General features: G+C 59.5%; 26 protein-coding genes, 1 tRNA gene and 1 pseudogene. 22 read left to right on the top strand and 6 right to left on the bottom strand.

What is annotated here, in order from left to right:
- Nucleotide 1 precedes the first annotated feature (1 nt).
- Nucleotides 2–1,267: pseudogene (locus tag BM275_RS12320) on the bottom strand (OprD family porin).
- 433 nt (nucleotides 1,268–1,700) lie between these two features.
- Here BM275_RS12320 and BM275_RS12315 point away from each other — a divergent pair.
- Together BM275_RS12315 and BM275_RS12310 are read left to right on the top strand one after the other, a co-directional pair.
- The gene (locus BM275_RS12315) at nucleotides 1,701–2,123 is read left to right on the top strand and encodes an HIT family protein (RefSeq protein ID WP_090521357.1); all 423 of its coding nucleotides are present in this window, start codon (nucleotides 1,701–1,703) and stop codon (nucleotides 2,121–2,123) included.
- 2 nt (nucleotides 2,124–2,125) lie between these two features.
- Nucleotides 2,126–2,332 carry a SlyX family protein gene (locus tag BM275_RS12310; protein ID WP_090521355.1) on the top strand — a complete coding sequence of 69 codons (207 nt, stop codon included), beginning with the start codon at nucleotides 2,126–2,128 and terminating at the stop codon, nucleotides 2,330–2,332.
- Between the two features lie 55 nt (nucleotides 2,333–2,387).
- On the opposite strand, the gene BM275_RS22535 is transcribed toward BM275_RS12310, so the two are convergent.
- Complete coding sequence (locus tag BM275_RS22535) at nucleotides 2,388–2,987, bottom strand: cold-shock protein (RefSeq protein ID WP_014821043.1); 600 nt, start codon at nucleotides 2,985–2,987, stop codon at nucleotides 2,388–2,390.
- Nucleotides 2,988–3,260: 273 nt separating this feature from the next.
- Nucleotides 3,261–3,731: a Dps family protein gene (locus tag BM275_RS12300; RefSeq protein ID WP_003300673.1), complete on the bottom strand. Its 471-nt coding sequence runs from the start codon at nucleotides 3,729–3,731 to the stop codon at nucleotides 3,261–3,263.
- Nucleotides 3,732–4,077: 346 nt separating this feature from the next.
- Between BM275_RS12300 and aspS the strand changes: the two genes are divergently transcribed.
- The 17 genes from aspS to nadA all read left to right on the top strand — a co-directional run bounded on the left by aspS (nucleotide 4,078) and on the right by nadA (nucleotide 19,180).
- Nucleotides 4,078–5,853 (top strand): aspartate--tRNA ligase, encoded by a 1,776-nt coding sequence (aspS, locus tag BM275_RS12295; RefSeq protein ID WP_031298108.1) that lies wholly within the window; start codon nucleotides 4,078–4,080, stop codon nucleotides 5,851–5,853.
- Nucleotides 5,854–6,006: 153 nt separating this feature from the next.
- Nucleotides 6,007–6,756 (top strand): YebC/PmpR family DNA-binding transcriptional regulator, encoded by a 750-nt coding sequence (locus BM275_RS12290; protein WP_090521351.1) that lies wholly within the window; start codon nucleotides 6,007–6,009, stop codon nucleotides 6,754–6,756.
- Nucleotides 6,757–6,923: 167 nt separating this feature from the next.
- Nucleotides 6,924–7,448, top strand: a complete 525-nt coding sequence (gene ruvC, locus BM275_RS12285) for a crossover junction endodeoxyribonuclease RuvC (RefSeq protein ID WP_090521348.1) — start codon at nucleotides 6,924–6,926, stop codon at nucleotides 7,446–7,448.
- 74 nt (nucleotides 7,449–7,522) lie between these two features.
- Nucleotides 7,523–8,128 carry a Holliday junction branch migration protein RuvA gene (gene ruvA, locus BM275_RS12280; RefSeq protein ID WP_014821038.1) on the top strand — a complete coding sequence of 202 codons (606 nt, stop codon included), beginning with the start codon at nucleotides 7,523–7,525 and terminating at the stop codon, nucleotides 8,126–8,128.
- A 3-nt stretch (nucleotides 8,129–8,131) separates the two neighbouring features.
- Nucleotides 8,132–9,184 carry a Holliday junction branch migration DNA helicase RuvB gene (gene ruvB, locus BM275_RS12275; protein ID WP_003300681.1) on the top strand — a complete coding sequence of 351 codons (1,053 nt, stop codon included), beginning with the start codon at nucleotides 8,132–8,134 and terminating at the stop codon, nucleotides 9,182–9,184.
- 51 nt (nucleotides 9,185–9,235) lie between these two features.
- On the top strand, nucleotides 9,236–9,679 hold the full coding sequence (gene ybgC, locus BM275_RS12270) for a tol-pal system-associated acyl-CoA thioesterase (protein ID WP_023446262.1): 444 nt from the start codon (nucleotides 9,236–9,238) through the stop codon (nucleotides 9,677–9,679).
- 2 nt (nucleotides 9,680–9,681) lie between these two features.
- A complete protein-coding gene (gene tolQ, locus BM275_RS12265; protein WP_014821036.1) occupies nucleotides 9,682–10,374 on the top strand; it encodes a protein TolQ in 693 nt (230 codons plus the stop codon).
- Nucleotides 10,375–10,385: 11 nt separating this feature from the next.
- Nucleotides 10,386–10,826, top strand: a complete 441-nt coding sequence (gene tolR / locus BM275_RS12260) for a protein TolR (protein WP_003300685.1) — start codon at nucleotides 10,386–10,388, stop codon at nucleotides 10,824–10,826.
- A complete protein-coding gene (gene tolA, locus BM275_RS12255) occupies nucleotides 10,826–11,827 on the top strand; it encodes a cell envelope integrity protein TolA (protein WP_090521345.1) in 1,002 nt (333 codons plus the stop codon). The genes tolR and tolA overlap by 1 nt, the downstream gene beginning before the upstream one ends.
- Nucleotides 11,824–13,125, top strand: coding sequence for a Tol-Pal system beta propeller repeat protein TolB (gene tolB, locus BM275_RS12250; protein ID WP_041014614.1), 1,302 nt, complete (start codon nucleotides 11,824–11,826; stop codon nucleotides 13,123–13,125). Before tolA ends, tolB begins: the two co-directional genes overlap by 4 nt.
- A gap of 46 nt (nucleotides 13,126–13,171) precedes the next feature.
- Nucleotides 13,172–13,675 (top strand): peptidoglycan-associated lipoprotein Pal, encoded by a 504-nt coding sequence (gene pal, locus BM275_RS12245; protein ID WP_003280313.1) that lies wholly within the window; start codon nucleotides 13,172–13,174, stop codon nucleotides 13,673–13,675.
- A gap of 6 nt (nucleotides 13,676–13,681) precedes the next feature.
- A complete protein-coding gene (ybgF, locus tag BM275_RS12240) occupies nucleotides 13,682–14,494 on the top strand; it encodes a tol-pal system protein YbgF (protein ID WP_090521341.1) in 813 nt (270 codons plus the stop codon).
- A gap of 120 nt (nucleotides 14,495–14,614) precedes the next feature.
- Nucleotides 14,615–15,256, top strand: a complete 642-nt coding sequence (gene queE / locus BM275_RS12235; RefSeq protein ID WP_023446256.1) for a 7-carboxy-7-deazaguanine synthase QueE — start codon at nucleotides 14,615–14,617, stop codon at nucleotides 15,254–15,256.
- A gap of 63 nt (nucleotides 15,257–15,319) precedes the next feature.
- Nucleotides 15,320–15,994, top strand: coding sequence for a 7-cyano-7-deazaguanine synthase QueC (queC, locus tag BM275_RS12230; RefSeq protein WP_090521339.1), 675 nt, complete (start codon nucleotides 15,320–15,322; stop codon nucleotides 15,992–15,994).
- Between the two features lie 109 nt (nucleotides 15,995–16,103).
- Nucleotides 16,104–16,179 (top strand) — tRNA-Lys (locus tag BM275_RS12225).
- Between the two features lie 199 nt (nucleotides 16,180–16,378).
- A complete protein-coding gene (locus BM275_RS12220; RefSeq protein ID WP_090521337.1) occupies nucleotides 16,379–17,875 on the top strand; it encodes an acetyl-CoA hydrolase/transferase family protein in 1,497 nt (498 codons plus the stop codon).
- A 246-nt stretch (nucleotides 17,876–18,121) separates the two neighbouring features.
- Nucleotides 18,122–19,180: a quinolinate synthase NadA gene (nadA, locus tag BM275_RS12215; RefSeq protein WP_014821029.1), complete on the top strand. Its 1,059-nt coding sequence runs from the start codon at nucleotides 18,122–18,124 to the stop codon at nucleotides 19,178–19,180.
- A gap of 40 nt (nucleotides 19,181–19,220) precedes the next feature.
- Here the strand turns inward: nadA and BM275_RS12210 are convergent, their stop codons facing one another.
- Nucleotides 19,221–20,651: a M48 family metalloprotease gene (locus tag BM275_RS12210; RefSeq protein WP_023446252.1), complete on the bottom strand. Its 1,431-nt coding sequence runs from the start codon at nucleotides 20,649–20,651 to the stop codon at nucleotides 19,221–19,223.
- A gap of 110 nt (nucleotides 20,652–20,761) precedes the next feature.
- Here BM275_RS12210 and BM275_RS12205 point away from each other — a divergent pair, with 110 nt between their 5' ends.
- Together BM275_RS12205 and BM275_RS12200 are read left to right on the top strand one after the other, a co-directional pair.
- Nucleotides 20,762–21,013 carry a sulfurtransferase TusA family protein gene (locus BM275_RS12205; protein ID WP_014821027.1) on the top strand — a complete coding sequence of 84 codons (252 nt, stop codon included), beginning with the start codon at nucleotides 20,762–20,764 and terminating at the stop codon, nucleotides 21,011–21,013.
- 21 nt (nucleotides 21,014–21,034) lie between these two features.
- Nucleotides 21,035–22,111 carry an AI-2E family transporter gene (locus BM275_RS12200; RefSeq protein WP_014821026.1) on the top strand — a complete coding sequence of 359 codons (1,077 nt, stop codon included), beginning with the start codon at nucleotides 21,035–21,037 and terminating at the stop codon, nucleotides 22,109–22,111.
- A gap of 33 nt (nucleotides 22,112–22,144) precedes the next feature.
- Here BM275_RS12200 and BM275_RS12195 read toward each other — a convergent pair whose 3' ends face one another.
- Together BM275_RS12195 and BM275_RS12190 are read right to left on the bottom strand one after the other, a co-directional pair.
- A complete protein-coding gene (locus BM275_RS12195) occupies nucleotides 22,145–22,618 on the bottom strand; it encodes a peroxiredoxin (RefSeq protein WP_090521336.1) in 474 nt (157 codons plus the stop codon).
- A 22-nt stretch (nucleotides 22,619–22,640) separates the two neighbouring features.
- Nucleotides 22,641–23,201 (bottom strand): glycine cleavage system transcriptional repressor, encoded by a 561-nt coding sequence (locus BM275_RS12190; protein ID WP_090521334.1) that lies wholly within the window; start codon nucleotides 23,199–23,201, stop codon nucleotides 22,641–22,643.
- Nucleotides 23,202–23,428: 227 nt separating this feature from the next.
- On the opposite strand from BM275_RS12190, the gene dapA reads away from it, so the two are divergent.
- Nucleotides 23,429–24,307: a 4-hydroxy-tetrahydrodipicolinate synthase gene (dapA, locus tag BM275_RS12185; RefSeq protein ID WP_090521332.1), complete on the top strand. Its 879-nt coding sequence runs from the start codon at nucleotides 23,429–23,431 to the stop codon at nucleotides 24,305–24,307.
- Nucleotides 24,308–24,318: the final 11 nt, after the last annotated feature.

Below are 24,318 nucleotides of genomic sequence, written 5' to 3'. Positions count from 1 at the left end.
GTTACAGGATGCTCAGCGGGTATTCGATGAATGCACGGATCTCGTTCAAGTCCGGGCTGCCTGCGTCGCGCAGCGCATTGTTCGAGCGATAGATGGAGTTGCGCAGTTTCAGCGACAAATCCTTCGCCGGGCCGCTCTGTACGACGTACTGGACCTGGTTGAAGAACTCGCGCTCCTTACCTTCACCGCCAGCGGTGTCGATGTTATCGCCGTACACGTAAGCGGTCTTCCAGAACAACCCTGGAGCGCCAAAGGTGCTGAAGTCCAGCTCATAGCTGGCTTGGTAGGAGCGCTCGTCTTTCCAGTTAAAGTCTGAATAGAAAGAGTTGGCTACCCAAATCGCACTGCCGCCGTCGCCCAAGTCGTATGCATAGCCAGCATCACCACTAACTCGTTGGTGAGCCAGGATGAAAGCATGGGCGCCAGTGCTGTACTTCGCTGCAAGACTCCAGATGGTGCTGTCATCTCCGAGCGTGCCATCGCCGAAGAAATCGTTCGGCACGGTTTCATCATCGTATTCGGCTTTATAGATGTTGAAATCTAACGACAGGGCTTGTTCAGAGCCCATTGGTACCACGTAATTCACATTCGCGTATTTTTTCTCGTATACATCCTCAACGTCAGAAAAATACAGAGAAGTGCTGAGGTTCTCGTTGACCTGATACGTACCACCAAAGACATCGGCGCTATTCAGCTCCCCGCTGTCGCGACTAGAGGATGGCATACCGCTTTCAGCGGTAAAGCGGCCGACATTCAGCTCAAGGCCCTCGATCTAGTTACTGGTGATCAATGTGCCAGTGAAGCTCTGCGGCAGCAGGCGCGAGTCGTCACAGGCGAGTACCGGCATCATCGGCATCTGGTTGCCGTACTTGATCACGGTGTTGGAGAACTGGGCTTTGATCGCTGCACCGGCCTGGGAAAGGTCGCGCTCCGGTTTTTCGTTGGAGTCGCGCTCGAACATGGCGTCGTAGCTATAACCCTCGCCGCCATCCAGGCGTACGCCCAGCAGGCCGAAGGCGTCAACGCCTACACCAATGGTGCCCTGGGTAAAGCCGGACTCGAAGGTAGTGATGAAGCCCTGACCCCAGCTGCGACGGTCGGGTGCACCGTCCTTATAGTCACGATTGAAATACGTGTTGCGCAGCAACAGATCTAGGCTCGCATCTTCGACGAAACCCTTGGATTCCGACTGCTGGCTGGCCAACGCCATCTGGGAGGTGCCCGCCGATACGGCCAGGGCGATTACGCTCCACTTCATCACTTTCATTGTGATTGCTCCTTTGGTTTAAAAACGGTGCTTACCTTGCCGCGCATGGGCGGAAAGGGTGCAACTTCTTAGTCCCGCATCAGGCTTCAGCCAATTTTGGCTGCTCTCGCGAAAAGCCATCCAGAGAATGTACTGTTTAGCTCTAGTGCAGCGCTAGAGCAAGCTGTGTGACGCTGATTGCGGTGTTTTGAAGCCGCCCCTAGCGTTCGCATAGTTCGTCTAGCAAGAATCGTACTCAGAATTCATGATCGAGCTAATCGGGCGTTGCGGAGAAATACTGGGGCCGCATTGCACTGAAAGGCGGCGCGTTTTCTCAGGTCAGGCACCAATCTTGTGCGCGGTTGCCAGGTTGTCGTCTGGGATGTCTGAGGTATCCTTTTTGCCTGTTTCCTACGGCGCATTCGCGCGGGGTTTGCTTCGCAAGGGGAGTCTTATGTTTGTACTTGATTCACGTCTGGAGCAGGACACGTTGCTGCTTGGTGACTTCCCGCTCTGCCGGTTGCTATTGATGAACGACGCGCAGTACCCCTGGTTCATTCTGGTGCCGCGTCGCGAAGAGATTAGTGAGTTGTTTCAGCTGGATGCGGCTGATCAGTTGGCGCTGTGGAATGAGGCTACTGCGCTGGCCGAGACCGTCAAGGACACCTTCGGCGCCGACAAGATGAATGTCGCCACGCTTGGTAATGTCGTCGGGCAGCTGCATATGCATGTCATTGCGCGGCGCCGCGATGATGCTGCCTGGCCAGCGCCGGTTTGGGGCAGGCATCCGGCGAAGCCTTACAGTGACGAGCAGGTGGCAGCCATCAGGGACAAGCTAAAGTTGGTGCTGACCGATCACTTTCGTTTTGGAGTATGACTGTGGACCTTGAATTGAGAGTGATGGATCTGGAAACGCGTCTGGCGTTTCAGGACGATACGATCCAGACGCTGAACGATGTGCTCGTCGAGCAACAGCGGATCATGGAGCGTCTGCAGCTTCAGCTGCGCGCACTGGCAAAACGTCAGGAGGAAATGCAGGTTCCAATGGACGCTGGTGAGGACGAGGCGCCTCCACCGCATTATTGAATTGAGAAACGGGGCGGCGTGGTGACTTCGCCCCGTGGCAGCTTGCTCGGTCGTCCTACTCGATCGGGACGACGTCTTCGGCCTGCAGTCCCTTGTCCCGCATCATGATGGTGAACTCCACGCGCTGGCCCTCGACCAGGATGCGGTGCCCTTCGCCGCGGATGGCGCGAAAGTGGACGAATACGTCATCTCCGCTGTCCCGGGAAATGAATCCGAACCCCTTGGATGTGTTGAACCATTTCACGGTGCCAGCCTCGCGCCCTGCTGCCGATGGCGCGCGGGGGTTTGTGCGAGCCGGTTTTGCCTGCTTGCTCAGGCCGCGTGGCGTGGCGAGGTGCAGCAGCACGGCCACAAGGGCGAGCAGCAGGCTGGCGAGTGTTGCGGGCTGGCCGGCGATCTGCGGCAAAGCTACAAGTACGATGACGGCCTGCAGCGCGATAGACAGGAGCAGCAGCGCTGACGCAGCGATTATGACTGGCCGGGTGCGGCTGTCGATCAACTGGGCAGATGGGGCGAATTGAACGTTCAGCAGGCCAAGCATCAGCAGGCACAAGGCGTCGGGTTGCAGCAGTAGTGGCATTGCGCCGCGCAGGCTTGGAACAAAGGACAGCAGCAGGGCAATGACACCCGCCAGGACATGGACGATCTTTAACATTCTTGTATGGCTCACGGTTGATAACACGACAGAGAAGCCGCAGGCCTGGAGTTCGTGGAAAACGTTCGTCGGTCAGGGCTGAACACTGGTCGAGAAACCGCGCGGGTCCGGGCTGCAGCGCGGCGTATTTAACAGGAAAGGAGAAGGGGGCTCAAATGAGCGTGTTCGCCGTCGTGGCTTCGGGTGCGGAGAATGCTCAAAGACGGGCTGTTTCGTAGCGGATGCGTTGCGATCTGGGCAGAGCGCATGTGGCGCTCCGCCCAGTAGCGAAACTTAGGCCGAAAGCAGGCTGCGCAGCATCCATGCAGTTTTTTCGTGGCTCTGCATGCGTTGAGTCAGGAGGTCGGCGGTCGGCTCGTCGTTGACCTTGTCCAGTAGTGGGAAGATACCGCGGGCGGTTCGTACAACGGCTTCCTGGCCTTCGACCAACAGCTTGATCATCTCTTCGGCGGAGGGGACGCCTTCCTCTTCCTTGATCGAGCTCAGGCGGGCGTATGCCGCGTAGGTGCCCGGCGCCGGGAATCCCAGCGTGCGGATGCGTTCGGCAATATCGTCCACGGCGATGGCGAGTTCGGTGTACTGGGTTTCGAACATGGTGTGCAGCGTGTTGAACATCGGTCCCGTAACGTTCCAATGGAAGTTATGGGTCTTCAGATACAGGGTGTAGGTGTCGGCGAGCAGGCGCGACAGGCCTTCGGCGATGGCTGCACGGTCCTGTTCGGCGATGCCAATGTTGATTTCCATGTTTTTCTCCTGGTGGATGGTTCAGCCGTTAGTTATGCCAGAAAAATGCGTGGTGTTGTGAAGCGATACGTTTCTGGTCGAATGCTCACCGTTGGAATGCTCTGATCGATTCAGGGTTCCATCAACGGCCCGATTTCGAGTTGACGAGGGCAACGGCTGCGCCGCGGTGATTATGTCGATATAATCCCGCGCTTGTGCCTGGCGGTCCCAGCGCGTGCTGCGGCGCCCGGCGTCAATGCGGTATCGCGTACGGTACATGCCGCTTGCGCAGAGCAGTCACGGTCTTGTCAGTCTGTCGCGGCTCTGGCGCCCCATCGAATTCAAGATACGAGAAGCGAACTTCACCATGATGCGCAGCCACTATTGCGGCCAATTGAACGAAAGCCTGGACGGCCAGGAAATCACTCTTTGCGGCTGGGTACATCGCCGTCGTGACCACGGCGGGGTGATCTTCCTCGATGTGCGTGATCGTGAGGGCCTGGCTCAGGTGGTCTTCGATCCGGATCGCGCCGAAACCTTTGCGACCGCCGACAAGGTGCGTAGCGAGTATGTAGTGAAGATCACCGGCAAGGTCCGCCTGCGCCCAGCTGGTGCGGTGAACCCGAATATGGCTTCCGGTGCCATCGAGGTGCTGGGCTACGAGCTGGAGGTGTTGAACGACGCCGAAACCCCGCCGTTCCCTCTCAACGAATACAGCGATGTGGGCGAGGAGACGCGACTGCGCTATCGCTTCATCGACCTTCGTCGCCCAGAAATGGCCGAGAAGCTCAAGCTGCGCTCGCGTATCACCGCGAGCATTCGTCGGTACCTGGATGACAACGGCTTCCTCGATGTGGAAACCCCGATCCTGGGGCGTCCGACACCTGAAGGCGCGCGTGACTATTTGGTGCCGAGCCGCACCCATGCCGGTAATTTCTTTGCCCTGCCGCAGTCGCCGCAGCTGTTCAAGCAGCTGCTGATGGTTGCCGGTTTCGACCGCTACTATCAGATCGCCAAGTGCTTCCGCGACGAAGACCTGCGCGCTGATCGCCAGCCCGAGTTCACCCAGATCGACATCGAGACCAGCTTCCTCGATGAAGCAGACATCATCGGTATCACCGAAGGCATGATCCGCAAGTTGTTCAAGGAAGTGCTGGATCTGGAGTTTGGCGAATTCCCGCACATGCCGTTCGAAGAGGCCATGCGCCGGTACGGCTCGGATAAGCCCGACCTGCGCATCCCGCTGGAACTGGTGGATGTTGCCGATCAGCTCAACGCCGTCGAGTTCAAGGTGTTCTCCGGTCCGGCCAATGACCCGAAAGGCCGCGTTGCCGCGCTGCGCGTCCCGGGTGCGGCGAGTATGCCGCGCAGCCAGATCGACGATTACACCAAGTTCGTTGGCATCTATGGGGCCAAGGGCTTGGCCTATATCAAGGTCAATGAGCGCGCCAAGGGCGTTGAAGGCCTGCAGTCACCGATCGTCAAGTTCATCCCGGAAGACAACCTCAATGTGATTCTCGATCGCGTCGGTGCGGTCGATGGCGACATCGTGTTCTTCGGTGCAGACAAGGCGAAGATCGTTTCCGAGGCCCTGGGTGCGCTGCGCATCAAGATCGGTCACGACCTCAAGCTGTTGACCTGTGACTGGGCGCCGCTATGGGTGGTCGACTTCCCGATGTTCGAAGAGAACGATGACGGCTCGCTGAGCGCGCTGCACCATCCGTTCACCGCGCCGAAGTGCTCGCCTCAGGAACTCGAGGCCAATCCGGCTGCGGCGCTGTCGCGTGCCTACGACATGGTGCTCAACGGTACCGAGCTGGGTGGCGGTTCGATCCGTATCCATCGCAAGGAAATGCAGCAGACTGTGTTCCGCATTCTCGGCATCGATGAAGCCGAGCAGGAAGAGAAGTTCGGCTTCCTCCTCGATGCGTTGAAGTTTGGCGCTCCGCCACATGGTGGTCTGGCCTTCGGTCTGGATCGCCTGGTTATGCTGATGACCGGTGCGCAGTCGATTCGTGAGGTGATTGCCTTCCCGAAAACCCAGAGTGCGGCGGACGTCATGACCCAGGCGCCGGGTGCGGTGGATAGCAAGGCGCTGCGCGATCTGCATATCCGTCTGCGCGAGCAACCGAAGGCGGAGTAAGCGCTACCCGAAGCCTGGTTCTGCCAGGCTTCTTCGTCTTGCGGCTCTGAGTGCGAGACAATACGGCGATAGCCGACCGCTGTCTTTATCGAGCGGTGACAGACGGATCCGGTTATCGAGATTTTCTGATTCAGTCGAAGAATGGAGTGAGTTATGGCTGGTCATTCCAAATGGGCCAATATCAAGCACCGCAAAGAGCGTCAGGACGCCAAGCGGGGCAAGATCTTCACCAAGCTGATCCGTGAGCTGACCGTGGCGGCCAAGCATGGCGGCGGCGTGCCGGCGGACAATCCGCGTCTCCGATTGGCCGTGGACAAGGCGCTGACAGCCAACATGTCGCGTGACGTCATCGATCGCGCCATCGCCCGGGGCGCAGGCTCCAGCGAAGCGGACAACATGACCGAGCTGAGCTATGAGGGTTACGCGCCAAGCGGGGTGGCGATCATCATCGAGGCCATGACCGACAACCGCAACCGTACCGCGGCCGAAGTGCGTCACGCCTTCAGCAAGAACGGTGGCAATCTCGGTACTGACGGCTCGGTCGCCTACATGTTCGATCGTAAAGGCCAGATCAGCTATGCGCCCGGCGTCGATGAAGACGCGCTGATGGAAGCGGCGCTGGAGGCGGGCGCCGACGACGTCGTCAGTCAGGAGGATGGGTCGGTCGAGGTCTATACCAGCTTCGCCGATTTCCTCTCGGTCAACGAAGCGCTGACAGAAGCCGGATTCCGCGGCGACGAAGCAGAAGTGGCGATGATTCCCTCCATCATGGCGCCCATCACCGACGTCGAGACGGCGCAGAAGGTTCTGCGTCTCATCGATGCGCTGGAAGATCTGGATGACGTGCAGAACGTCTACCACAACGCGGAAATCTCCGACGAGATCATGCAGCAGTTGGGCTGAATGTCGTGGTGTCCGCAGCCGGGAGCCGCATTGCTGGGCTCCCGGCTTTTTTATAGGTGCGCATCGCTGGCAACGTAGTGACTATCTGGGCGCATATTGTTGTCGGTGGCGGAGACGGCAGCGCCTCCGTATACTCGCCACTGGATAAATAGACAGCACGGCACGGCATGACGCTGATTTTGGGTATCGATCCCGGCTCTCGAATCACCGGCTACGGCGTCGTACGTGACACCGGCCGCGGTTGTGAATACGTCGCCTCTGGTTGCATTCGTACCGGCACCGGCGAGCTGCCTGATCGCTTGCGTGCCGTTTTCAGTGGTGTGAGCGAGGTCATTCGGACCTATGGCCCGGTAACGATGGGCATCGAGCAAGTATTCATGGCGCGTAATGCCGATTCCGCGCTCAAGCTCGGCCAGGCTCGGGGGGCAGCCATTGTTGCTGGCGCGGAAGCAGGTCTGCAGATCGCAGAGTACACCGCGACGCAGGTCAAACAGGCCATCGCCGGAACGGGCGGGGCTGATAAGCAGCAGGTGCAGATGATGGTCATGCACCTGCTCAAGCTTCTGGAAAAACCCCAGATCGATGCTTCGGACGCGCTGGCCATTGCGTTATGTCATGCGCATCACCGGCAAAGCCTCATTCCGCACGGCCTGACCGGCGCCAAGCGACGAGGCGGGCGGTTGCGTCTGTAGTCGGCGCAAACTCTCTTGGTTGAACGAATAATCGACTGGTCGTCAGCGGATGCGATGGCCATGGAGGAAACAGCTTGATCGGACGTTTGCGTGGCACGCTGGTGGAAAAGCAACCGCCACATCTGATTCTCGATGTCAACGGTATCGGCTATGAGGTCGAAGTGCCGATGACGACGCTGTATCGCCTGCCGGCGGTCGGCGAGCCGGTGACGCTGCATACGCATCTCGTCGTGCGTGAAGACGCACAACTTCTTTATGGCTTCGCCGAGAAGCGCGAGCGCGAGCTGTTCCGTGAGCTGATCCGTTTGAACGGTGTGGGACCGAAGCTGGCGTTGGCGTTGATGTCCGGACTGGAAGTCGATGAGCTGGTGCGTTGTGTGCAAGCACAGGATACGTCGGTCCTGGTGCGCATCCCAGGCGTTGGCAAGAAGACCGCCGAGCGGCTTCTGGTGGAGTTGAAGGACCGCTTCAAGGCGTGGGAGAGCATGCCCGCAATCGCGACCTTCGTGGTTGAACCCGGGAGCAAAATGGCAGTCACAAGCGCCGAGAATGATGCGGTCAGCGCGTTGATCTCCCTGGGCTTCAAGCCACAGGAAGCCAGCCGTGCAGTGTCCGCCATACAGGAAGATGATTTGAGCAGTGAAGAAATGATCCGTCGCGCCCTCAAGGGCATGGTGTAAGCCATGATCGAAGCGGATCGTATCGTCACGGCAGGCAGTCGCGATCGCGACGAGCAACTGGATCGCGCCATTCGGCCACTCAAGCTGGCCGAGTACATCGGTCAGCCGGTCGTGCGCGAACAGATGGATCTATTCATCCGCGCCGCCAAGGGCCGTCAGGAAGCGCTCGATCACACGCTCATCTTTGGTCCGCCGGGGCTGGGCAAGACTACCTTGGCGAACATCATCGCCGAAGAGATGGGCGTGTCGATCAAGAGCACGTCGGGCCCGGTGCTTGAGCGACCGGGTGACCTGGCCGCATTGCTGACCAATCTGGAGGCGGGCGACGTTCTGTTCGTCGACGAGATCCATCGCCTTTCGCCCATTGTCGAGGAGGTTCTGTACCCGGCGATGGAAGATTTCCAGCTGGATATCATGATCGGCGAGGGGCCTGCGGCTCGCTCGATCAAGCTGGATCTGCCGCCGTTCACCCTTGTGGGCGCCACCACGCGGGCCGGTATGCTGACCAATCCATTGCGAGACCGATTCGGTATCGTCCAGCGTCTGGAGTTCTATTCCACCGAGGACCTGGCGACCATCGTCAGCCGTTCCGCCGGTATCCTCGGTCTGCCGACCGAGCCGGAGGGTGCATTCGAGATTGCCCGTCGGGCGCGAGGGACGCCGCGTATCGCTAACCGCTTGCTACGCCGTGTGCGAGATTTCGCAGAAGTGCGGGGTCGTGGCGAGATCACCCGGCAGATTGCCGACCTTGCCTTGAACATGCTCGACGTCGATGAGCGAGGCTTCGATCATCAGGATCGCCGGCTGCTACTGACGCTGATCGAGAAGTTCGACGGCGGACCGGTGGGGATCGACAGCCTGGCCGCTGCGATCAGTGAAGAGCGGCACACCATCGAGGATGTGCTCGAGCCGTACCTCATCCAGCAGGGCTACATCATGCGCACGCCGCGCGGTCGGGTCGTGACGCGTCACGCCTATCTCCATTTCGGCCTCAACCTGCCCAAGCGCATGAGCGATGCTCCAACGCCGGATCTGTTCGATGGCGACATAGTTTGAAGAAAATATTGTTCTGTTACCCGATTGGCATTTACAGGGCCGAGCACTAGTATGCGCGCGCAAGCCGGAGCTGAAATCTTCACCCACCGCTGTCGAGTCTATTACGAGGACACCGACGCGGGCGGCATTGTCTACTACGTCAATTACCTCAAATTCATGGAGCGAGCTCGTACCGAGCGGTTGCGCAGCCTGGGATTCGCCCAGTCGCAGCTGGCCGGTGAGGACTTGCTGTTCGTCGTGCATTCGGTCGAAGCCCGCTACCGAGCACCGGCTCGCCTGGACGATGAATTGCTGGTGACGGCCGAGGTGGTTGAGGTGAATCGCGCCAGTCTGCGGTTTCGCCAGCAGGTCCGGCGTGCACTGGATGATGTTCTGCTTTGTGAGGGGCAGGTGCTGGTTGCCTGCGTGCGTGCCGAAAGTTTGAAACCCCGAGCCATTCCCGAAGCGCTGCGTGTCGCCTTCGCTGGCTCGGGTCTATCCCCTGCAGGAGAGTAAGCGTGGAAGCCAACGTCGATCACATGTCCATGTGGAGCCTGATCAGCAACGCCAGCTTCGTGGTGCAGCTGGTCATGCTGATTCTGGTGGCCGCTTCGGTCGCATCATGGATTCTGATTTTTCAGCGCGGCAGTATGCTGCGTGCCGCGAAGCGGGCACTCGATACCTTCGAAGAGCGCTTCTGGTCCGGTATCGACCTGTCCAAGCTGTATCGCCAGGCAGGCAGCAACCCGGATCCGGATTCTGGCGTCGAGCAGATCTTTCGCGCCGGCTTCAAGGAATTTTCCCGTCTGCGTCAGCAGCAGGGTGTCGATCCCGATGCGGTGATGGATGGGGTCAATCGCGCCATGCGCGTGGCGATTTCCCGTGAAGAGGAAAAGCTCGAGCAGAGCTTGCCATTCCTGGCCACCGTTGGTTCCACCAGCCCTTACATCGGCCTGTTCGGTACCGTCTGGGGGATCATGAACTCCTTTCGCGGCCTGGCTCAGGTTCAGCAGGCAACTCTAGCGACTGTGGCGCCAGGCATCGCCGAAGCGCTGATCGCTACGGCGATCGGTTTGTTCGCCGCGATTCCTGCGGTGATCGCCTACAACCGTTTCGCCGCGCGGGGCGAGATGCTCATCGGTCGTTATTACACCTTTGCCGATGAGTTCCAGGCCATCCTCCACCGCAAAGTTCACACCACCGAAGACTGAGGCCCACGGCCATGGCCAGAATCCGCAACAGACGCAAGCCCGTCGCCGAGATGAACGTGGTGCCTTACATCGATGTGATGCTGGTGCTGCTGGTTATCTTCATGGTCACGGCGCCGATGCTCAATCAGGGCGTCAAGGTCGATCTGCCCAAGGTCAGCAGCGAAGCCTTACCGCAGGATAACGACAAGCAGGTGCTGACCATTTCCATCAAGGCTGACAAAACCTATTACTGGAACGTCGGTAGCGAGGTCGATACCGACAGCAAGGGCAACGAGGCCGTCGCATTGGCAGACATGACGCAGGCTGTCGTTGCCATCATGCGCCAGCGTCCGGATACCCAGGTGTTCATCCGTGGCGATCGCGCGGTTGATTATGGTTCGGTGATGGAGGCCATGGGCGGTCTGCAGGAAGCCGGCGTGGGTAATGTCGGTTTGATCACCGAGGCGCCTTGATGCAGCAGCGTGAGTCATCGCCTTCGCAGAGCTACTTCTGGCCGACCGTGCTAGCGGTAGGTCTGCACGTCATTATTTTCGGCATGCTGTTCGTCAGCTTTTCGATGACGCCCGAGCTGCCGCCGTCCAAGCCGATCGTGCAGGCCACCTTGTATCAGTTGAAGTCGCAGAGCCAGGCGACGACTCAGACCAATCAGAAGATTGCCGGCGAAGCGAAGAAGACGGCTGCCAAGCAGTTCGAAAGCGAACAGATGGAACAGCGTAAGGTCGAGCAGCAGAAGCAGGCTGCTGCCACCCGCGCTGCGGAACAAAAGAAGGCGGAAGAGGCTCGAAAGGCGGATGCGGCGAAAGCCGCAGCCGATAAAGCGGCTGCGGCGAAAAAGGCCGAGGAAGCCAAGAAGGTCGAACAGCAGAAGCAGGCTGACATCGCCAAGAAAAAGACTGCTGAAGAACTGGCCAAGAAGAAGGCAGCAGAGGAGGCCAAGAAGAAGGCCGCCGAAGAAGCCAAGCGCAAGGCGGCTGAGGAAGCGAAGAAGAAAGCTGCCGCCGAAGCTGCCAAGAAAAAAGCTGCTGAAGATGCCAAGAAGAAGGCTGCGGCGGAAGCCGCGCGCAAAGCGGCAGAAGACAAGAAGGCGCAGGCGCTTGCCGAGCTGCTGTCGGATACAACTGAGCGTGAGCAGGCAATGGCTGATACGCAAGGCGATCAGGTTTCTGGTAACTACGATGACTTAATCAAGATACGTGCTGCGGAAGGGTGGAGCAGGCCTCCTTCTGCAAGGAATAACATGACCGTGGAGCTCCAGGTAAACATGCTTCCGGATGGCACCATCACCAACGTCAGCGTCTCCAGATCGAGCGGAGATGTGCCATTCGACAATTCTGCGGTTGCCGCAGTAAAGAACATCGGTCGGCTGACGGAAATGCAGGGCCTGAGCCCGCAGGACTTCCAGCCTTACCGGTCCTTCAAAATGACATTTACGCCTGAGGATCTTGCGTTGTGATCAACTCCCTTCGAGGTCTACTTGTCCTGCTCTGCTGCCTGGCGGGAATGGCGGTGGCGCAGGAAAAAAACATCGTCGTCACCAGTGGTGCCGACCGTGCGATCCCGATCGCAGTCGTTCCATTCGGTTGGCAGGGCGGCACCGTACTGCCTGAGGACATGGCGGAAATCGTCGGCAACGACCTGCGCAATTCCGGTATTTTCCAGCCCATTCCGCGGCAGAACATGATCAGCATGCCGACCCGCGGCAGCGAGATCATCTATCGCGACTGGAAGGCTCTGGGCGCCCAGTACGTAATGGTCGGCAATATCGAGCCGGCCGGTGGCCGCCTTCAGGTCCGTTACGAAGTGTTCAACGTAACGACCGAACAGCAGGTGATGACTGGAACCGTTGGTGGTTCCCCGGATCAGTTGCGCGACATGGCGCACCATGCGGCGGATCAGTCCTTCGAGAAGCTCACCGGCATCAAGGGCGCGTTTTCCACGCGTCTGCTGTATGTGACGGTTGAGCGGCTGGGTGGCGCCAACACGCGCTACACGCTGCAGCGTTCGGATTATGACGGCGCTCGGGCGGTGACTCTGCTGCAATCGCGCGAGCCCATCCTCTCCCCGCGTTATTCACCGGACGGACGCCGTATTGCCTATGTGTCCTTCGAACAGAAGCGTCCACGTATTTTCATTCAGCACATCGACACGGGTCGCCGCGAACAGGTCACCAACTTCGAAGGTTTGAACGGTGCGCCGGCATTCTCGCCAGATGGCAATCGCCTGGCGTTCGTACTGTCGAAAGATGGCAATCCGGAAATCTATGTGATGGACCTCGGCTCGCGGCAGTTGCAGCGCCTGACCAATCACTACGCGATCGATACCGAACCCTTCTGGGGTGCTGATGGTCAGACCATTTATTACACCTCTGACCGTGCTGGCAAGCCTCAGGTCTACAAGCAGCGGTTGGGCAGCAATTCGGCTGAGCGTGTGACGTTCGTTGGCAACTACAACGCCAACCCGAAGCTATCGGCCGACGAGAAGACGCTGGTAATGATCCATCGCCAGGACGGTTACACAAACTTCAAGGTTGCTGCGCAGGATCTGCAGCGTGGCAATTTGCGAATACTCTCGGATACCAGTCTGGATGAATCGCCCACTGTTGCGCCTAATGGCACCATGCTAATCTACGCCACCCGCCAGCAGGGCCGGGGAGTCTTGATGCTCGTGTCCATCAATGGACGCGTTAGGCTCCCGCTTCCTACAGCTCAAGGCGAAGTCCGAGAGCCGTCCTGGTCCCCTTACCTGAACTGATGCGGTATCAACGCTTTTAACCAAAACACACCTGGGGTTGTTACAAATGGAAATGCTGAAATTCGGTAAGTTCACCGCTCTGGCTCTGGCCATGGCTGTTGCTGTCGGTTGTTCCTCCAAAGGCGGCGACGATTCGGGCGAAGGTTCGGGCGCGATCGATCCGAATGCTGGTTACGGTGCTGATTCCGGTTCCGTCGATAGCAGCATGAGCGAAGAAGCCGCTCTGCGCGCCATCACTACCTTCTACTTCGAGTACGACAGCTCCGACCTGAAGCCGGAAGCCATGCGCGCTCTGGACGTTCACGCCAAGGACCTGAAAGGCAACGGCGCTCGCGTCGTTCTGGAAGGCCACACCGACGAGCGTGGTACCCGTGAGTACAACATGGCTCTGGGCGAGCGTCGCTCCAAGGCCGTACAGCGTTACCTGGTACTGCAGGGTGTTTCCCCGGCTCAGCTGGAGCTGGTTTCCTACGGCGAAGAGCGTCCAGTTGCCATGGGTAACGACGAGCAGTCCTGGGCCCAGAACCGTCGCGTCGAACTGCGCAAGTAATTCGTCATGCGTAAGTACCGTCATGCTCTGACTCTTACAGTGCTCGCGCTGCCGCTGATGGCGGTGGCTCAAGTGCCGGTGGTGGATTACGAAGAAGGTGCCGCTAGTGGCAACTCGGATTACTCCACCGCCGCGCCGAGCGGTGACGGTGCCTATGCCGGAGGTGGAGCCACCGCTCCATCTTCGGCACAGGGCATGCTCTTCATGCAGCTACAGCAGATGCAGGAAGAGATCGCGCAACTGCGCGGCATGCTTGAGGAACAACAGAATCAGATCCAGCGCCTGCAACAAGAGGGGCTGGAACGCTATCAGGACCTGGATCGCCGTCTGTCCAGCGGATCCGCGGCAGGCAATCAGCCTGCTCCGTCCAGTAATACGGCGGCGTCAGCTGGAAGTTCGGCACCCGCCGCTGCCAGCCAGGGCCAGTCGCAAAGCGCATCGGGCGATCCTGCAAAGGAAAAGCTCTATTACGACGCTGCTTTCGACCTGATCAAGGCGAAGGATTTCGACAAGGCCAGCCAGGCTTTCGCTGCATTCCTGCGCAAGTACCCTGACAGTCAGTACGCTGGCAACGCCCAGTACTGGCTTGGCGAGGTCAACCTGGCAAAGGGCGACCTGCAAGGGGCCGGTCAGGCGTTCGCTCGAGTGAGCCAGGCGTATCCGCAGCACAACAAGGTGCCGGATTCTCTCTACAAGCTGGCAGATGTTGAGATCCGCCTGGGTAACCGGGACAAGGCGCAGGGCATTCTGCGTGAGGTCATTGCCCAGTATCCGAATACATCGGCTGCACAATTGGCTCAGCGTCAGCTCAATCGCTGAGGCACACTGGCGAGACCGAACGAAACCCGCCCATCGCGCGGGTTTTTTCGTTAGAATCGCCGCCCCTATTTCCCGCAACGGAGGCGGATGGCCTGTTTAGCCGTCACGCCCGTGGCTGATATGACCCTGCGAATTACCGAGATTTTCTACTCGCTGCAGGGGGAGACGCGGACCAGTGGATTGCCTACTGTGTTCGTTCGCCTGACCGGCTGTCCCCTGCGCTGTCAATATTGCGATACCGCCTACGCATTCAGCGGCGGAGAGTTGATGACGCTCGACGCGATCGTCGAGCGGGTTGCCTCCTACAATCCCCGTTACGTCTGCGTGACCGGGGGAGAGCCGCTGGCGCAGCCCAACTGCGTGCCTTTGCTGCAGCGATTGTGCGATGCGGGATATGAGGTTTCACTGGAGACCAGTGGTGCACTCGATATCTCCGTGGTGGATGAGCGTGTCAGCCGTGTAGTGGACCTGAAAACACCGGGTTCCGCCGAGGTCGCGCGTAACCGCTACGAGAACATCGCCTGCATAACGCGCAACGATCAGGTCAAGTTCGTCATCTGTTCCCGCGAGGATTATGACTGGGCTGTCAGCAAGCTGATCGAGTACGGGCTGGATCGACGTGCCGGAGAGGTGTTGTTCTCGCCGAGTCACGGTCAGGTCGATGTTCGTGCCCTTGCGGACTGGATCGTTGCCGACAATCTGCCGGTGCGCTTGCAGCTTCAGTTGCACAAGATTATCTGGAACGACGCGCCCGGCCACTGAGTCGCTGGCATTAGCGACTCGTCCCTGGCTGGTCGTGCTCATCCGTTTTGAAGGTATCGCGAAATGAACGAGAAGAAAGCAGTCATCCTGCTGTCCGGCGGGCTTGATTCGGCTACGGTGGTCGCCATGGCCCGTGCTCAGGGCTACGCCTGCTACACCATGAGCTTTGACTACGGCCAGCGTCATCGCGCCGAACTGCAGGCGGCCGAACGTGTTGCTCAACAACTGGGAGTGGTCGAACACAAGGTGATCTGCCTGGACCTCAACGGCATCGGCGGCTCGGCATTGACCGACGACAGCATCGATGTGCCTGAGGTGCCTGGTGAGGGTATTCCGGTCACATACGTCCCGGCGCGCAATACGGTGTTTCTCTCGTTGGCCCTTGGCTGGGCTGAGGTGCTGGGTGCCCGTGACATCTTTATCGGCGTCAATGCGGTCGACTACTCGGGCTACCCGGATTGTCGGCCGGAGTTCGTTGCGGCATTCGAGCGAATGGCCAATCTGGCCACCAAGGCAGGCGTAGAAGGGCTGGGGTTTCGCATCCAGGCACCACTGCAGGAGATGAGCAAGGCGCGGATCGTGCAGGAGGGGACTCGTCTGGGCGTGGACTATGCGGCGACGGTTTCCTGCTATCAGGCCGACACGGATGGGCGTGCCTGTGGCAAGTGCGACAGCTGTCGATTGCGCGCCGCCGGTTTTGCCGAAGCGGGGCTGGCTGACCCCACTCGCTATTTCTGAGCGGCCTGCGCCAGTACTGGAGGGGTGCCGTCAAACGAAGGCGATCGCGAACTTTTTCAAAAAAAAAGTTTGTTTTCATCAATCAAATCAGTATCATGCGCCCCGCATTGGGTCGTTAGCTCAGTTGGTAGAGCAGTTGGCTTTTAACCAATTGGTCGTAGGTTCGAATCCTACACGACCCACCATATCGCTCTCGAGGGAGCACAAGAAGCCGGAGGCCTGTCAGGGTTATCCGGCTTTTTAATGGCCGCGATTTTGCGTTGCTGCAGGCTGCTACGTTCGGTCATAAGAAGCGTTTTTCTCTACGACCTTAGTAGGTGGCTCAAGCGTTTTTAAACGTAATAGACTGCGGCCCCTTCCGATTACCGTTGGTTCGAGGCTCAAATGTATTCTGATCGTATCCGCTTGTCCTCTCTGCAGAACAAGGTCATGAGTGCCCACGAGGCAGCTGCCCTTATTCGCGACGGCATGACCGTTGGCATGAGCGGCTTCACCCGTGCGGGCGAAGCCAAGGCCGTGCCCCTCGCGCTGATCGACCGTGCCAAGGACGAGGAGCTGCAGATCAGCCTGGTCACTGGCGCCAGCCTGGGTAACGATCTCGATGGCAAGATGGCTTCCGCGGGTCTACTGGCCCGTCGCATGCCGTTCCAGGCCGATCCGGTACTGCGCAAGGCGATTAACGCCGGTGAGGTCATGTTCATCGACCAGCACCTGTCGCATACCGTCGAGCAGATGCGCAATCATCAGATCAAGCGTCCCGACGTCACCATCGTCGAAGCGTTGTGCATCACCGAGCAGGGCCACATCGTACCGACCACTTCAGTAGGCAACTCGGCCAACCTGGCCATGTTCGCCGACCAGGTGATCATCGAGCTGAACCTGGCACACAACCTGAACCTGGAAGGTCTGCACGACATCTACTTCCCGGGTGAGCGCCCGAACCGCGGCCCGATCCCGCTGACCAAGGTCGATGATCGTCTCGGCGCGACTTCGATCCCGGTCGATCCGGCCAAGATTGCCGCCATCGTCATCACCAATCAGCCGGATTCCTACTCCACGGTCACTCCGCCGGACGAAGAAACCCAGGCCATCGCCAATCATCTGGTCGAGTTCTTCAAGAGCGAAGTCGAAGCTGGCCGTATGGCGAAGAACCTTGGCCCGATGCAGGTCGGTATCGGCAACATCGCCAACGCGGTAATGTGCGGTCTGATCGATTCGCCGTTCGAAGACTTGGTGATGTACTCCGAAGTACTGCAGGACTGCACCTTCGAGCTGATCGATGCGGGCAAGATGACCTTTGCTTCCGGTTGCTCCATCACCCTGTCCGAGCGTTGCAATGATCGCGTGTTCGGCAACCTGGAGAAGTACAAGGACAAGCTGATCCTGCGTCCTCAGGAAATCTCCAACCATCCTGAGCTTGTGCGCCGTCTTGGCATCATCGGTATCAACACCGCGCTCGAGTTCGACATCTATGGCAACGTCAACTCCACTCACGTGGGCGGCACCAAGATGATGAACGGCATCGGCGGTTCGGGCGATTTCGCGCGTAACGCTCACATGGCCATCTTCGTGACCAAGTCGATCGCCAAGGGTGGCAACATCTCCAGCGTCGTGCCGATGGTTGCTCACGTTGACCACACCGAGCATGACGTCGAGATTCTGGTTACCGAGCAAGGCCTGGCTGACCTGCGTGGCCTCGCTCCGCGCGAGCGCGCCCGCGCTATCATCGACAACTGCGTGCACCCGTCCTACCGCGATGCGCTGAACAAGTACTTCGACGACGCCTGCAAGAAGGGCGGCCAGACGCCGCACCTGCTGGGCGAAGCGATGCAGTGGCACATCAACCTGGAGGAACGTGGACACATGCTCAAGGGCGAGTGATCCAGAAGAAAAGAACCGCCGGCTGATGCCGGCGGTTTTCGTTTGACAGGGCGCAACGCCCGGCTTTTCACGCGTTTTCACCGTGCTTTCCCTTTTGTAGAGGCTTCGGCTAGTATTCCTGCCCCGTTGAAAGGCAGGAGGCGTGTCTGAATCCTGCGCGCCTCCTCTCTACCGACAAGCCCGAATTCCCGGCCTGGGCCGTTATACTCGGCGCTTCGTGCAATCCCGTGCTGGCAGGACCCGTCCATGACGCAGATACCCGAACGCATTCTCGTGCAGGCTCACCTGGCAGCTAAGCAGCCCAAGCCGCTTACGCCTGAGCAGGAAGCGCAGCTGCGCAGTGAGATAGCTGTTGAGTTGAAGCGCCAGAATGCAGTGCTGGTGGCGCATTACTACACCGATCCGGTGATCCAGGCGTTGGCCGAGGAAACAGGCGGTTGCGTTTCCGACTCCCTGGAAATGGCGCGCTTCGGCAACGAGCATCCGGCCCAGACCGTGCTGGTAGCCGGCGTCAAGTTCATGGGCGAGACGGCGAAGATCCTCAATCCTGAGAAGCGCGTGCTCATGCCCACGCTCGAGGCGACCTGTTCCCTCGATCTGGGCTGTCCTGTCGATGAGTTTTCGGCCTTCTGCGATCAGCATCCGGAGCGCACCGTGGTCGTCTATGCCAACACTTCGGCGGCGGTAAAGGCACGGGCTGACTGGGTGGTGACATCCAGTTGTGCGCTGGAAATCGTCGAAAGCCTGATGGATAACGGCGAAAAGATCATCTGGGCGCCGGACAAGCATCTGGGCAACTACGTACAGCGCGAGACCGGTGCCGACATCCTGCTCTGGGATGGCGCCTGTATCGTCCACGAAGAGTTCAAGGCCAAGCAATTGGCTGACATGAAGGCTCTTTACCCGGATGCCGCGATTCTGGTGCATCCGGAGTCCCCGCAGGCGGTGGTCGAACTCGCCGATGCTGTAGGTTCGACCAGTCAGCTGATCAAGGCTGCGCAGACCTTGCCGCAGCAGACGCTGATCGTTGCGACGGATCGGGGCATCTTTTACAAGATGCAGCAGTTGTGCCCTGAAAAAACGTTCATCGAAGCGCCGACTGCCGGCCAGGGTGCAGCCTGCCGAAGCTGTGCGCATTGCCCCTGGATGGCGATGAACACGCTGGAGCGGACCCTGGAATGCCTGCGCGCTGGCAGCAATGAAATCTTCGTCGATCCGGCGATCATTCCGCGTGCGGTCAAGCCTCTCAAGCGGATGCTCGATTTCACCCAGGCCGCGCGGCTGAAACAGGCCGGCAACGCCTGAGCCTTCTCATCGGCGCTGAACGTTCAGCGCCGTTTTCAACTCAGCGCAGCATTTCCTCGACCATTCGCTTTTCTTCGATCAGCTGTTTCTGGCGCGCGTCAATCCGTGATGCGATCTGGAAGTTGCTGGCACGACGCTTGGCGAGGTCGAGTTGCTCGATGCCCTGGTCGTAGTCGCCTACCAGGGCGAAGTACTCCGCGCGTGCTTGATGCAGGCCAACGATGTTGCCGCTGAGCCCGCGCACTTCGGCGACCTGATACCAGATATCGGGATCCTGGCGGCGCTGCTCCACCAGCTTGTCCAGTTCGCGCTCGGCTTGCTGTGTCTCGCCCTTCTCCATCAGAAGGTCAATGTGCATCTGGCGCACCGGGTAGTTGCCCGGATATAGCTGCAGCAACCGCTGTAAACGGGTCTGCGCCTGTTGCAGGCGGTTGGCGGTGATGTCGAGTTCGATCTGCGCGAGGTTGTAGGTGATGTCGTCCGGTGCCTTGGTTAGCAGCGGTGCAAGGCTGCTGTTCGCTTCGTCGAGTTGCCCTGCTTTGACTTGCGCGAGCGCAAGGCCATAGCGTGCGGCATCCATCTCTGGATTTTCGCTGAGCATCGCGCGGAATCGCTTGGCCTCGACGCCCGGTGTTCTTTCGAACTTCAATTGCGTTCGAGCGCGCATCAGCTGGTAGCGCAGGCTGTCCTGTGCTCCACCCTGTGGATACTGTTCCGCTCGGTTTGTGGTATCGGCGATGCGTGATTCACTGACCGGGTGCGTCAGCAGGAATTCCGGTGGCTTCTGATCGTAACGATACTGGCGCATGAGGCGACCGAACATTGAGGGCATCGCACGCGGGTCGTAACCGGCCCGCTCGAGGTTGACGATGCCGATGCGGTCGGCCTCCTGTTCGTTCTGCCGGGAAAAGCGGCGCTGGGCCTGGATGGCAGCGGCCTGGGTAGACACGATGGCGGCGATGCCGGCATCACCTGCGCCGGCTGCGGCGGCGACGACGCCAGCCAGCATGGCGGCCATCAGAGGCAGTTGCATGCGCTGTTGCGCTTCCAGTCCGCGGGCGAAATGGCGCTGGGAAAGGTGCGCCAGTTCGTGAGCCATCACCGATGCATATTCGGCTTCGGTCTGGGCATAAATGAACAGGCCCCCGTTGACACCAATGATCCCGCCTGGAGCTGCGAAGGCATTCAGTTGCGGGCTGTCCAACAGGACGAATTCAAGGCGACGATCCTGCAGCTGACTGGTTTCTGCCAGGCGATAGACACTGCTTTCTACATAGTCCTTGAGCTGTGGGTCCGAGAGCTGGCTAACCTGCCCGCGCAGCAGGCTGAGCCATGCCCGGCCGAGCTGGTGCTCCTGTTCAGGAGAAACGATGGAGGAGCTGGCATCGCCGAGCGAAGGCAGGTCGTTGGCCAATGCTGGCAGTGCAGTCAGGCAGGCGAGCGTGAGCAGGGCGGGGCGCAGCAATTTCATCCAGACAGGCTCGTTGAGTTGAGAGCGGCTACTGTAGCCTTGACCTTGGCCGGCTGGCCAGAGGCCCGCTGTGCTAGGTATGCTGCGAGGCTTTTCTGTGGAGGCGAACCATGACCGAAGCGCGACCGCAATCGCTTGAATGCGATGCCGAACTGGATGCTGTTGGGCTTGACTGCCCGATGCCTCTGCTCAAGGCCAAGCTGGAGCTGAACCGTATGTCCAGCGGTGCAGTGCTCAAGGTCATTGCCAGCGATCCGGGTTCGCAAAGGGACTTCCGCAGCTTCGCCAAACTGGCCGGTCATGCATTGCTGCATGAAGAGGTCGAAGGTGGTCTTTATCGCTACTGGCTGCGCAAGGCCTGACGATTCGCTTCGAGGAATGAAATGCTCAAGGTATTACGCGGCTGGATGCAGCGTTACTTCTCCCATGAGGAGGCAGTGGTTCTTGCAGTCTTATTGTTTCTGGCTTTCGCCGCCGTCCTGATTTTTGGTCGGATGCTGGCGCCGGTACTGGCGGGATTGGTGCTGGCGTTCCTGATGCAGGGGTTGGTGGGCGCGCTGGAACGGCTGCGGGTGCCGCATCTGCTCGCGGTGTGGCTGGTATTTCTGATGTTCATCGGTGTGATGGTGGTCTGCACGCTGTTCATCGTGCCCTTGCTCTGGCAGCAGGTTCTGACCCTGTTCAACGAACTGCCGCGCATGCTGGTCGAGTGGCAGTCGTTGCTGCTATTGCTGCCGGAGCGCTACCCGCAGCTGGTGACCGAGGAGCAGGTGCTGCGCGGTATCGACTTTATTCGAAGCGAGATCGGCCGTTATGGCCAATTGGTGCTGACATCGTCGCTGTCCAGCCTGCCGCTGCTGATCGGACTGATGATTTATCTGGTCCTGGTGCCGATCCTGGTGTTCTTTTTCCTCAAGGACCGGCAGCAGATCAGCGATTGGATCAAGAGCTATCTGCCGCGCGAGCGCGGGCTGATCACTCAGGTCTCGCAGGAAATGAATCTGCAGATCGCCAACTACATCCGTGGCAAGGCGATCGAGATCCTGATCTGTGCCGTGGTGTCGTATGCAGTCTTCGCCGCGCTGGGGCTTAACTATGCCGCGCTGATGGCGATGCTGGTCGGCGTCTCGGTCGTGGTGCCCTATATCGGCGCGACGGTCGTGACCATTCCGATCGCGCTGATCGGAATATTCCAATGGGGGCTGGGCGACCAGTTCTTCTACCTGATGGTGGCTTACGCGATCATCCAGACGCTGGATGGCAACGTGCTGGTGCCCCTGCTGTTCTCCGAGGCGGTGAATCTGCACCCGGTGGCGATCATCTGCGCGGTACTGCTGTTTGGAGGGTTGTGGGGCTTCTGGGGCGTGTTCTTTGCCATTCCGTTGGCGACCTTGTTCAAGGCCGTTCTCAATGCGTGGCCAGGCGAGCCTAAGGCGGGTTTGGTCGAAGTGGCTGAATGACGCGGGAAGGGCTGGCGCTGTGGCCAGCCTTTTTCATTCGGCGTTCAGTGCTTGCGCGGCTTGAAGGACCGCCTCTACGTGGCCCGGCACCTTGACCGTACGCCACTCCTGTCGCAACACGCCGTTGCGGTCGATGAGAAAGGTGCTGCGATCCACGCCGAGGTATTCCTTGCCGTAGAGCTTTTTCAGTTTGATCACGTCGAACAGCTGGCAGAGCTGCTCTTCTTTGTCACTGATCAGCTCGAACGGGAAGCCCTGCTTGGCGCGAAAGTTCTCATGGGTCTTCAGGCTGTCACGGGAAACGCCGAATACCAGGGTGTTCGCCGCCATAAAAGCCTGGTGGTGATCGCGAAAGCCCTGGCCTTCGGTTGTACAGCCGGGTGTGTTGTCCTTCGGGTAGAAGTACAACACGACCTGCTTGCCTGCCAGCGACTCGAGTTTGATCAGCTGACCACTGGTGGCCTGAGCCTGAAAGGGCGGGACGGGGCGGTCGATTTCAACGGCCATTGTGGGCTCCTGGTTACTGATCTCAAGGGTTCTGCGGACGCCAGGGCTCGATCAGTGCGTCGAGGTTCAGTGCGTCGGCGAAATCGAGGAACTGGTCGCGCAGCCAGCTGATCTGCGTACCCGCCGGGAGCGTGACGGTCAGTGTGGCGTTGAGCATGGTTCCGCCGGTCTGTGGGGCCTGGTAGGTGTCGCAGGTCAGGCTTTCCAGTTCGACGCGATGGTCGATGAAGAACTGGCACAGCTCATTGAGGATGTCGGGACGAAAGGCGGCGCTCACATAAGCGACGTAGGGCAGTGCCTGCGGGCGGTTTTCCAGCGCCTCGCTGCGCACCACGTTGGCGGTGAAGGAGTGCTTCTTCGCAAGCCCCGGCAGGGTCGTTTCCATCCGGGCCAATGCGTCCCAGCTGCCAGTGACTTCCAGAACCAGTGCACTGCATTCGCCGTGGCGGGTCAGCCGCGTGCTGACAACCGCGCAGCGATTCTCGTTGGCGGCCCGGCAGAGCACGTTGGTCAGCTCCATCGGGTTGGCGCCGAGCGCGCTGATGACGAGAAATTGTTCGCGGGGTAGAGGGGGGGTGGACATGCAGCATTCCTGGCGGTGGTGAATCGGTCGGCCAGCCAAGCCGAAAACGGCTAAGGGTAGCGAAAACCGAGGGCAGAGGGAATGCGCACTGCCAAATGGCCCCCGTGGCGAGGGCTCGGCGCCTGGTCCCCATCGGCTTTGTGCAGCGTGCTTCAGGCTACTCGCAAAGCGCTGGGGAGCCTTGTACCATTACGCCTCTTTTTTATTATTCCGGCAGGAGTGGTTGCATGATTGCGGGCAGTATGGTGGCGCTGGTCACGCCCATGGATGCGCAGGGCGGTCTGGACTGGGACAGCCTGAGCAAACTGGTGGACTTCCACTTGCAGGAAGGCACCAATGCAATCGTTGCTGTCGGGACTACCGGTGAGTCGGCCACGCTTAGCGTCGCCGAGCACATCGAAGTGATCCGGCGCGTCGTCGACCAGGTCAATGGCCGGATTCCGGTCATCGCCGGTACGGGCGCCAACTCCACCAGCGAAGCCGTCGAGCTGACCGAGAACGCCAAGTCCGCAGGCGCCGATGCCTGCCTGCTGGTGACCCCGTACTACAACAAGCCGACCCAGGAAGGCCTCTACCTGCACTTCAAACACATCGCCGAGGCCGTGGCGATTCCGCAGATTCTCTACAACGTGCCCGGTCGTACCGTTTGCGACATGCTGCCGGATACCGTCGAGCGGTTGTCCAAGATATCCAACATCATCGGGATCAAGGAGGCCACGGGCGACCTCAAGCGCGGCCAGGAAGTGCTGGATCGTGTCAGCAAGGATTTCCTCGTGTACTCCGGTGATGACCCCACTGCCGTCGAGCTGATGCTGATGGGCGGCAAGGGCAATATCTCCGTGACCGCAAACGTGGCGCCACGCGCCATGAGTGATCTCTGCGCCGCTGCGATGGCCGGTGATGCCACCACTGCTCGGGCAATCAACGAGCGTTTGATGCCGCTGCATCGCGCTCTGTTTCTGGAAGCCAACCCGATCCCAGTCAAGTGGGCACTGCACGAGATGAGCCTGATGGGTAATGGCATCCGTCTGCCGCTGACCTGGCTGAGTCAGAGCTTCCAGGAACCGCTACGCCAGGCAATGCGCCAAACCGGCGTACTGGCTTAATAACAAAGGAA

The sequence above is a fragment of the Stutzerimonas kunmingensis genome (assembly GCF_900114065.1).
In the GTDB taxonomy this organism is placed as follows: Bacteria; Pseudomonadota; Gammaproteobacteria; order Pseudomonadales; family Pseudomonadaceae; genus Stutzerimonas; species Stutzerimonas kunmingensis.
This window is presented reverse-complemented; position numbering and strand designations above follow the sequence as displayed.